6 protein-coding genes are annotated in these 9740 nt (G+C 63.3%); 2 read left to right on the top strand and 4 right to left on the bottom strand.

Annotated elements, in window-relative coordinates; translation table 11 throughout:
- Nucleotides 1–48: 48 nt before the first annotated feature.
- Both CZ322_RS04280 and CZ322_RS04275 read right to left on the bottom strand, forming a co-directional pair.
- A complete protein-coding gene (locus tag CZ322_RS04280) occupies nucleotides 49–675 on the bottom strand; it encodes a LytR C-terminal domain-containing protein (protein ID WP_087070356.1) in 627 nt (208 codons plus the stop codon).
- A 4-nt stretch (nucleotides 676–679) separates the two neighbouring features.
- On the bottom strand, nucleotides 680–1027 hold the full coding sequence (locus CZ322_RS04275) for a DUF3263 domain-containing protein (protein WP_159454989.1): 348 nt from the start codon (nucleotides 1025–1027) through the stop codon (nucleotides 680–682).
- Nucleotide 1028: 1 nt separating this feature from the next.
- Between CZ322_RS04275 and CZ322_RS04270 the strand changes: the two genes are divergently transcribed.
- Nucleotides 1029–1697, top strand: coding sequence for a uracil-DNA glycosylase (locus CZ322_RS04270; RefSeq protein WP_087070355.1), 669 nt, complete (start codon nucleotides 1029–1031; stop codon nucleotides 1695–1697).
- A gap of 133 nt (nucleotides 1698–1830) precedes the next feature.
- Nucleotides 1831–3333 carry a hypothetical protein gene (locus CZ322_RS10095; RefSeq protein WP_180948667.1) on the top strand — a complete coding sequence of 501 codons (1503 nt, stop codon included), beginning with the start codon at nucleotides 1831–1833 and terminating at the stop codon, nucleotides 3331–3333.
- Between the two features lie 19 nt (nucleotides 3334–3352).
- Here the strand turns inward: CZ322_RS10095 and CZ322_RS04260 are convergent, their stop codons facing one another.
- Together CZ322_RS04260 and CZ322_RS04255 are read right to left on the bottom strand one after the other, a co-directional pair.
- Nucleotides 3353–5518, bottom strand: coding sequence for a serine/threonine-protein kinase (locus CZ322_RS04260; protein WP_087070354.1), 2166 nt, complete (start codon nucleotides 5516–5518; stop codon nucleotides 3353–3355).
- Entirely contained in the window at nucleotides 5515–9720 is a 4206-nt protein-coding gene (locus CZ322_RS04255; RefSeq protein WP_159454988.1) for an FtsK/SpoIIIE domain-containing protein, read from the bottom strand. Before CZ322_RS04255 ends, CZ322_RS04260 begins: the two co-directional genes overlap by 4 nt.
- Between the last annotated feature and the right edge of the window lie 20 nt (nucleotides 9721–9740).

The raw sequence follows: 9740 nt of genomic DNA, 5'->3' as shown, positions 1-9740 counted from the left end.
CTCAAGTTTTAGCGGCTGGCGAAGCCGGGAATCTTCACGCGGGGTTCTTTAGTCGCGGGTATCCCCCGCCAGCACGACGACGATGCTATCCCCGCTCGCGCTGGCGTTTTCAACGAAATCGGTGATTCCCAATTCGGCACCGATGGCTTCCACGGTGGGCAGATCAGCGGCCTCCGGATAGAAAATCTGGGAGTGAGCCGGTGCCGCGTGCTGGTAGTTGCCGATGGAGGTGGTAGTGAAGCCAGCTTCGGTGAGTTGGCGCTGATGGGCGGCGGCATATCCGGAAATCCCGGAGGCGTTGAGGATGAGGGTGGAACGGCTGTGATCCACTTCAGCGGACGGGGTGGGGGAAGCCGAAGGTGAGGCTTCTTCCGCGGGCGCCGGCGCCTCCGAAGCGGGGGCCGGGCTGCCTTCTGTGCCCGCGCCTTCGGTTCCGGCTTCGGGCGCCGTAGCCGAAGGCTGGGCCGGTGCGCTCACGCTCGGCTTGTGGGAGGGTGGCGCTACTGAAATCTGGTTCATTTTGACAATGCCGTACCCGAGAGCCGGGGCGAGAATGAGGATAGCGATGAGCGCGATCCACCACTTTGCCGAGGATTCGCGCTTGCGGTGAGCGCCGCGGGTTGTGCGCTGGCGCGCCGCGATATCAAATTCGTCTACTGGGTACTTTCCTGCCACACCGTTAGCCTAGCTGTTTTCTGCCGCGCCCGCCGCGTTCCTTATCGCGCAGGTCCCGCAGCCGGGTGATGGCTCGCACCACATCCGGGTACTCCACTTCGGCGCGCGGGTTATTGAGAATGCCGGAAAGAATGAGGTAGTAGCGGGTGGGAGTCATGCCGAGCGCCCGGATTGCCTCGGTTTTCGTGCGGTACACGGCCCGCCACCGCATCTCCGTGGTGAGGACGCGCAGCTCGTCGTCGTGCAAGGCAGGGCCCGCACTACGCAAGAAATCCTCCCACGAAGCTTCCCCACTACCCTCACTCGAAGGCGTGCTCGCAAAAGGAGGTTCCTCACTCCGGTACTCTGACACTATGCAGCCTCTTTCCGAGATCATCAGCCCCGATTGGGCGCGGGCTCTTGCCCCTGTTGAACCTATCATTCATGAGATGGGCACGTTCTTACGCGAAGAGAACGCGGCCGGGCGCGGCTATCTTCCCGCGGGCAAAAATGTGCTGCGCGCTTTTACCTATCCCCTGGATTCCGTCAAGGTGCTCATTGTGGGCCAGGACCCCTACCCCACCCCCGGAAATGCGGTGGGGCTCTCCTTTAGCGTGGCGCCGAATGTGGCTCCGCCACGCTCGCTCGTCAATATCTTTCGGGAATTACACGACGACGTTGGCGCCCCACTCCCCAGCAGCGGTGACCTCACGCCGTGGTGCGAACAGGGCGTGATGCTGCTCAACAGGGTGCTGACCGTGACCCCGAATAACGCTAATTCACACCGGGGGCGCGGCTGGGAAAAAGTTACCGATCATGCGATTCGCACCCTCGCGGCGCGCGGGAAACCGCTGGTGGCGATTTTGTGGGGCCGTAATGCTCAGGAGCTGCGCCCGCTGCTGGGAAATACCCCGGTGATTGCCAGCCCGCACCCGTCGCCACTTTCCGCTTCGCGCGGTTTCTTTGGCTCCAAGCCTTTTTCGCGCGCCAATGCGCTACTGGCCGAGCAGGGAGCCAGCCCGGTGGATTGGCGGTTACCCTAAATATCCGTGCACATTCATTTACTACGGCGTAACATGGGATGTGGTGCGGGATTCCTGCCCGCATATCACGCAGTTTCTCAATTTAGTTTCACAGCTGAAGCTGGATAGGGAATTATTTTCCACGGGGGTACCCATGGCCATTCACGCACACACCTTCGGGCGGCTCGCCCTTGCCGCCGCGCTGGCCGGCGCCGGCATTTTCCTTCCCGTCACCGCCACAGCCGGCGGTCCCGATCCTGACCGGACGCTCATGCGCAATGTCATGACCGTAACAGGAGGCGGAGTGAACTGCCGCGGCGGAGATACCTGCGTGGAGAAGGTGGGCGACGTCGCCCATGTGAGTTACACGGTTCAGGTAGCTCGCCTGGTGGAATCCTCGGACCATATCCAAACTGCGCAGGGCGCGGCGGTTTTCGTTCCGACCGTGCTGGAGAACGTAAAAATGACGCTCACCAGCGTTCCGGACTACCCCGCTCTTGAGGCTCTCCAGGCGCAGCCTGATTTCGATTGGGAGAGCCGCTGGACGGTTCCCACCAAGCCCGTCAATCAGGAGCTCCGTATCTGGGATGTGGGCCGCGACAGCAACGGGGATGCGGTTTTCGATCCCGAGCTCTATCCCGATATGGCTCCCGAGGATTTCCCCTGGTACTCACACGTCACGCCGGATTTCGAGGATCCTAATCTGGGCGTGCAGCGTATAAAAGCCAACTTGGCTGTTGCCACAGATCCGCCGTCGTACCTCGCCTACGGCGGCGAGGTAGCGAATATGGACCTCTATGACGAATACTCTTTCGGAATAGGCGGCCCGGGCGTCTACACGCTCCGCGTGGAAGGCGATGTGGCGGTGCAATCGGAGGTGACCGTGCTGCCGATCCGCGCCATAAATAAGCTGTGGAAATGCTCGCAGGAAGGCGGCGGGCCCGGTTCGTATATGGCGGGCTGCCAGAGCCTGCAGGAATTTGAGTGGGGCCGCATGGGCGATCTACCCGCGTATTCACTCAGCGATCCGGCGGTGAATGCGGCTGCACGCGAGCGGGTCACGGATGCCGGTTTGACCGGCTCGCCGCAGTGCGTGGTGACGCGGGAAACCGGACGCAACGATCTTATCGGGAAAGATATTGAGGGCTCCCTGGGTGCGGGCGATTGGTATACCTACCTCTACGCGCTCCACGCCAATCCCGCGGTTACCTACACCATCAGCGGGGTTGGCGAGGACGGCTGCGATCAAGCCGCCGCGGTCATCACGCTGTGCGAGCAGCCGGAGCCGTCGCCGGAACCTACGCCGGAACCGGAGCCTTCTGAATCGCCGGAACCCGAACCGTCCACGTCGCCGGAACCCTCCGAATCGCCGGAGCCGTCCACTACGCCGGTGCCGGAACCCGGTGACCGGAGCGTGCCCAGCCCGACGCCGTCCATGCCTGCGACGCCGGAACCTACACCTACCGTGCCGGCTACTATGAGCACTCCTACAGTTCCGAGCACTCCGAATGTTCCCAGCACACCGCCTTCGGTGAGCACGCCGCACCCAAGGCCGCTACAGCGCACCGGCGCGAACTCTGCTACCGGCCTGGCACTCGCAGCGCTGCTGGGCGGGGCCGGAGTAGCGCTCGCGGCCTGGCGCCGGTTCCGGGGCTAAAGCCGGGCTTCGGGCTCCGCTACGACCCCGAGCCGGTAATGGCAATGGTGCCGGGAGCGGCGTCGAAATTACCGACAACGGCGCCGATCTCGCATTGGGCCGGATAGAGCGCGGAAACCGCGTGACCGTCCGAGCTGATGGTCACCGCCCCGGAACAGCGGTCGGTGAAGCGCAGATTCGCGGTGTCCCCGCCGGTCAGATCGGAGAGAATACTCGTCGGCGCACCGCTGGCGGGGCTGGTGTAGAGCGGCGTCGTCACATTCTCACCATTGGGCCACACCCCGATAATGCTGATGGGAATCGGCTGCCCCTGCTGGATCCGCGGGGGCACCGTGACCTTGACGGAGCGCAGGCGCTGGAGCGGATAGGCGGTGGAGGTAGCCGTTTCATCCCCGGCCGCCTTCGCGGTTGCCTCACTAACCTCGGTGAGCCACCGCGAAAGTTCCTGTTCGTCTTCAGGAACGTAATCCGAGCTCACCGTGGCGGTAATGGTCACCGGTTGTCCAACCGTCACGGTGGGAGCCTCCAGGGTCCAGGCACAGCGGGCCGTGAGCGAGGTTGTGGCATTAGAATGCGGTTTGCCGGCGCGATCCCACACCACGTCGGCGCATTGCGGCGCCGCTGCTCCGCTCGTTCCCTTCGTGTTCTGCTGCTCAGACTGCTTTTTCGCGGTATCCCCACCTTCATCCTTAGGTTGCGGGGCGGGAATCACCTCCAGCACGTTACCCGAAATCGGGCTTTTTGCGGTTTTGTACGTGACGGTGTAGTCGATGACCTGGCGTTGCGGATTCCACTTCGCCTCGCGCACAATCGACAGACCGGAGGGAAGCGGGTGATCCTCCAGCCGCGCCTGGATCGGTTCGGTGGGAGCGGTATCGGAACTTTCCGCCTGCGGCCACAGCATCCACACCACCCCGGCAATCGCCGCGAGGAGCGTCACGACACCCAGCGTCACGAGAATCCAGTGCTCGCGTATAAAACTCCCGGTTTTTTCCCAGAAGCTCGGCTCGCGTTCAATCACGGGCGCGGGTACATAGTTAAGGTCCAGTGCCGCGCCGGAACTAATAATGGTGGCCGACGGCGCAGCGTCAAGCTCCCCTAAACTCTCGCGGGAAAGGACGACGGCGGGGCGGGCGGGCGCCTCTTTCTCAGTATCCTTAGCCGCGCCCAGCGCTTCGCGGGCGAGTGCGGCGGCGTTGAAAGCACCGTCCAGCATGGTGGCCGGGTAAAAGACCGGGGCGGAGGGGTTGAGCTCCAGGGGGTCCTGGCCGGCGCTTGCTTCCACGCAGGCCGGTAACCTGTCAAGCACCTGCGCGGCATCCGGCCGGGTATCCGGGTTCTTCCCCACCAGCTCATCGAGCAGAGCCGCGGTATTTTCTTCCAGGCCGGCCAGCGGAGCAATTTTCTCCGTGAGGTGGCGATGCGCAATAGTGAAAGGATTGAGGCCCTCCCCGCCGAAGGGGGTGCGCCCGGTGAGCATTTCGTAGAGCATAATGCCCACCGCGTACATATCCACGCTCGGGGTGGCGCGCGCCTGCGCGATGAGTTCCGGAGCCATATAATCCGGGGTTCCCACGATGCTCGTGGTTTTTGAGCCGGTCCCGATAATCGCGGCAATACCAAAGTCTGTTACTTTGACGTTGAAACGGTCCTCCGCTTCGGTGCGCCCGCGTAGTTTTTTCCGCCCCGGAAGGGCCTTATCTTTGCCGGCCGTGGCTGGCGTATCTGGCGCGACCGCCGCGTCCGGAGCCAGCCCGGTCAAAATAATATTGTCCGGTTTGATATCGCGATGGACGACATCGCCCGCGTGTGCGCTCTGGAGTGCTTCAACCACCTGACGGGTGATATCCAAGGCATCCGCGGGGGCTAAGGGGCCGTGCTCAGCGAGGTATTCGCGCAGGTTAGGGCCGGGCGCATACTCCATGACGATGCCGAGTTTGCCGCCGTCGGCTACCAGATCATGCACCCCGACGATATGGGGGTGGCTGAGCTGGGTGAGGACGGAGCGTTCGGTAATGAAACGCCGCAGAATTTCCGGGTCACCCACGTATTCGTCGCGCAGGAATTTAATGGCAACGCGGGTGCCATCATCCTTGCGTTCCCCCTCGTAAACCACGCCGGAGGCGCCGCGGCCGATGGGGGCGAGGGCGCGGTAGGAAGCTCCAAAATCGAATGCGGTACTCATGCGTCATCCCGCACGGTCACGGCTTGGATGAGGGTGGCGGTGCCGCCTTCGCAGGCGTAGCCGCGCCCGGCGGTCATTTTGACCGGGGAGCGCCGCGGGAGGCGCACGCCTAGGAGGTCGCCATCGTAATCGCGGTTCGGGTGGAGCAGAATGCCCAATCGTGATTTGCGTAGCGTCGCCGTCCACTTGCCGTAGGCGGAACGCAGGTCATCGTTGCGGCCGGCTGCGATAATAAGGAGCTGCTGGTTGCTGGTGGCGAGGAGATCCTTGAGGGCTTCTTCCCCTTCCGTGACCTGGTGTGCGTCGTCGATCAAAAGAATAGTGGGCGTGGTACCCAGACCGGCTTCCGCCACCGCGGAGGGGACATCCTCGTGGTCATAAACGTTGTCGAGGACGTCGCTACCGTGCAGCGGGGAGCGGCGCGAGGCCAGGCCGATAATGCGCAGGGGGCTGCCGGCGGCCCGCGCATCGCCGGCCAGTTTTGTGGCGATGCCCAAGAGTACCGAGCTTTTCCCGCTGCGCGCCGGTCCGGAAATGAGCATATGCTCCCCGGCGTAGGCTTCCAGGCAGTAATCGCGCAGGGTGGCTTCTTCCACTCCGACCGGGATAATCCAGGGCTCCCCCGTTAGCTGCGCGGTGGTACTCAGATCGGATACCCGCAGGTCGTCGCTCAGGCGCGCCACCACGGTGGCTTTCTCCACCGGCTGCCAGCGCGCCGCCACCGTGGCAATAGCCTGCTCTAGCGGGGCGGGAATGGTGGCCACATGCCCGTGGAGTTTCGTGATCGCATCCACGTAGCGGCCGGGAACCTGGGCGGGAATATTATCGCGTGAGACCCCCACCAGAGAGTAGTCATAAGAATCGGCCAGGCGATAGAGCCATTTCTGGGTGGTGACTTCATCCACCGCCGCGGGAATGGCCTTGAGGCGCGAGGTAGCGCCCACCATGTGGATGCCCACGCCCGGCCCCTTGCCCCATACCTGGTAGAGCCCTTCGAGGAGTTCCATGCCTTCCGCATCATCGTATTCTTCACGCAGGGTGGCGAATGAATCGATAAAAACGTAGATATCGGAGTATTCGCCCGGGTCCGTGGTGCGTTTATCGTATTCGCTGCGCAGGTAGCGCAGCAGGCGCTGCTGGAGTTCACGATTGGCTTTGCCCGGCCCGGCGTAACCAATGGAATGGGGCAGTTCGTGGAGGGGTTCCAGGCCGCGCCCACCCAGGTCAAGGTACAGGAAATCCGTGGTGGCCGGGTCGGATGTTGCGGCGATGACGAGGGCGAGGGATTGCAGCGTCGTCGTTGTTCCCGAACCGGGAATGCCGGCGAGCATAAGATTGCCTTCCGCGGGCCGCCAGCCGGCCGGGATTTGGCGCTGGTGGCTGGGATCATCGGCGAGGGCCACGGCAACGGTATCCCCGCCCGCGCTCACGCGAATATTAGCTACGCCTTCACGCGGAGTATCGGTATCGAGGAGTAGATCCACCCGCTCGCCCAGCGGTTCGGGCCAGACGGGGCGCGGGGTGCCGAAGCCCGCGGCGCGGTGGGCTTCTTGGATGGCTCGGATAAGGAGATCGACGTCGGATTCTTCGTCCCCGGCGCGCGCCACGGTGTGATCAGGGAGCGGACCGCCCAGCTCGATTTCATCCACGTGAAGGTCGGTGGATTGGGCCGCGTCGCTTATACCTGTCACGAGCGCGGTTTGGATGGGGTGAATATCTTCTTCACCGAGTTTGATATAGGCGCGCCCGCGCTGTTCGCGGCCGATGCTGGAGGCGTGCGGCACCCCGATAACATTCGAGGAATCATCGCGTGATTGCACCCGCAAGGCCACCCGCATATTGGTATTCGCGAGGATGTCATCATTGACAACGCCGGCCGGGCGCTGAGTAGCGAGCACCATATGCACACCGAGGGTACGCCCCACCGCGCCGATAGAGACCAGGGAGGAGAGTACATCCGGGTACTCTTTCGCGAGCTGAGCGAATTCGTCGACGACGACGAGAATGCGCGGCATGGGCTCACTAGGGTTCGTCGCCAAGTAGTTATCGAGGTTGTCCACGCCTTCCCCGGCAGCCGCGAAGCATTGCTGGCGGTAGAGCATCTCAGCTTCCAGGGCACGCAAGGCACGGTAGGCCAGGGAGGGCTCCAGATTCGAGAGAGTGCCGATGGTATGCGGAAGCTGGTCGAGGGTGGCGAAGGCCGCCCCACCCTTGAAATCAACCAGGATGAAGGTCAGGTGCTGAGGATCTACCCTGGCAGCGAGCCCGGCCACCATGGTGCGCAGCATCTCCGATTTACCCGAACCGGTGGTACCACCCACGAGGCCGTGCGGGCCATCGCGAACCATATCCAGCCAGTATGTACCATCTTCGGATACGCCCAGCGGGAAGCGGAATCCCTTATTGTTCTGCCACAGCTGGGTGATATCCGCGCTGGTTATATCGCGGGAAAGCCCGAGCAGACCGAGAAGATGTACAAGGGGCGGCAGGGCCGCGCCGGCATCGCGCACTTCCGGATCATCGAAAAGGGAGAGGGACCGCGCCCACTCTTCTAGGCGCGGCTCGGTAGATACCGCCCCGGCAATATGTTCGATGGTGACATCTTCGGAGGGGATACTCAAGGTCAGCTCCGCCCCGGGTTTCGCCTTGATAACACTATGGCAGGAAGCAGGGAGCTGTTCGGGGCGGGTGGCCAGCACGATACCGCTGACTTCTTTAGCTTTCTGGGAGCCGGTCACATCCTCCCCGCGGTAAGCGAGGAGGTCACGGGCCGGGCAATCCCGACCTTCCAGGAGTGCCACATCATCAATAACGAGGAAAAGGGATGCGGAAGGCAAGCCGTTGAGGCCATCGCGTAGGCCGCGCAGCATGGTTTGGGCCGGAGTGCGCTCAAAGGCAAGATAGCGATTATTCGGGTTAGCTCCGCCCACGCGGGTATGGGGCAGCCAGGCGCACCAGCGCCAGTGTTCGGAGCGGGCCCGGTCGGTAGCAACCGCGATCGTCATATCGGCCGGGCCGGAGAGGGTGGCCAGCTGGGTCACCAGGGAACGCGCCAAGGCCAGGGCCTCGTCACGCTCACCCCAGATACCTACCGGGCCCTTGGTGAAATCCACCCGAACCGGGGCGGCCGGGATGCGGGCCAGGTCGAGGATCTCGCGTACCCGCGGTTCCGGTTTGGTACTGGCATTTTCGAGCGGAACCTCGAAGGGAACCGGCCCGGTACCAATCTGGGCGCTGCCGAAATCGAAGTGATCGGAGCGCACCTGCCACAGGCGTGGCCCGCCGCGCCGAGCTTGTTCGGCCAGCTCGTGCTGGTAGGGAGTTTGGGCGCGCATCCGGGAGCGTTCCACCAGTGCGGCTTTGCCGATATCCACGGTGAAATCCTGGAGCGCGGCCACGAACTTTTCTTCTTCTTCGATTTTGCTTTTCTTGGAGCGGCGCTTCTGTTCAATAAAAGAACCGATGGCGATCACCGGGGAGAAAAGCGCGATGAGGGCGAAGCGGAAGGAACCGAGCACCGCCACGAGCACCACGGCCATGAAAATCGGAGCCAAGATCGCGGCCCAGGAGAGCCGGCCGGGTTTTTCCGGCATTTTCTTTTCCGGAGCTTCGAGTTGTTTGGGGTGGGCGGGCAGGGCTCGGCGCGGGGGCCGGTTAAAAGCGACCGTGGACACGGCGGTGAGCACGCCGTGAGCGGCGTCGTCGTTCTGTTGAGAAGTCTCCTCATCACGCCGGACTGCTTCGAGGTAGAAGGCCCCGATGCCGATCACGTCCCCGGGGTGTACTTCGGTGGCGCCTTCCTCCCCTTTTAGGGCCGCGCCGTCCAGAATGGTGCCGTTCGAGGAGTTATCGTCACTGACCCACAGGCCGTCCTCGCGTACTTCCACCAGGCAGTGCGACCACGAAACCGTGGGGGAATCCAGGTGGATATCGGCTTGCGGACTGCGGCCGATGCGCAGGGGACGACCCGCGGGAAGGGAGATATAGCGCCCGGTATCCGGTCCCGCCGTGATGATGAAGCCCCATTCTTCGGCGGGCTGTTCCGGTTCGACGGCGGAAATGACGCTTCCCTCGTGCACTCCGGCGCGAGCCAGGGTGGTTGAGGGGGTGACCGCCACGCCGTCCACCCACATGGTGGCCCATTCGCGCCGGTCGAGGTGGGCGCCGTCGAGGATATCCCCGACGCGCGTCTCTTCTGTCACGTTTGTCAGAGAAAACAACC

Source organism: Actinotignum timonense, assembly GCF_900155575.1.
Taxonomy (GTDB): Bacteria; Actinomycetota; Actinomycetes; order Actinomycetales; family Actinomycetaceae; genus Actinotignum; species Actinotignum timonense.
Note: the sequence above shows the minus strand (reverse complement) of the source record. Positions and strands in the feature narration are given on the sequence as shown.

Coding starts and splice junctions, on each gene's coding strand:
- CZ322_RS10095 (WP_180948667.1), top strand. CDS start 1,831: ATGGCCATTCACGCACACACCTTCGGGCGGCTCGCCCTTGCCGCCGCG.
- CZ322_RS04260 (WP_087070354.1), bottom strand. CDS start 5,518: ATGAGTACCGCATTCGATTTTGGAGCTTCCTACCGCGCCCTCGCCCCC.
- CZ322_RS04270 (WP_087070355.1), top strand. CDS start 1,029: ATGCAGCCTCTTTCCGAGATCATCAGCCCCGATTGGGCGCGGGCTCTT.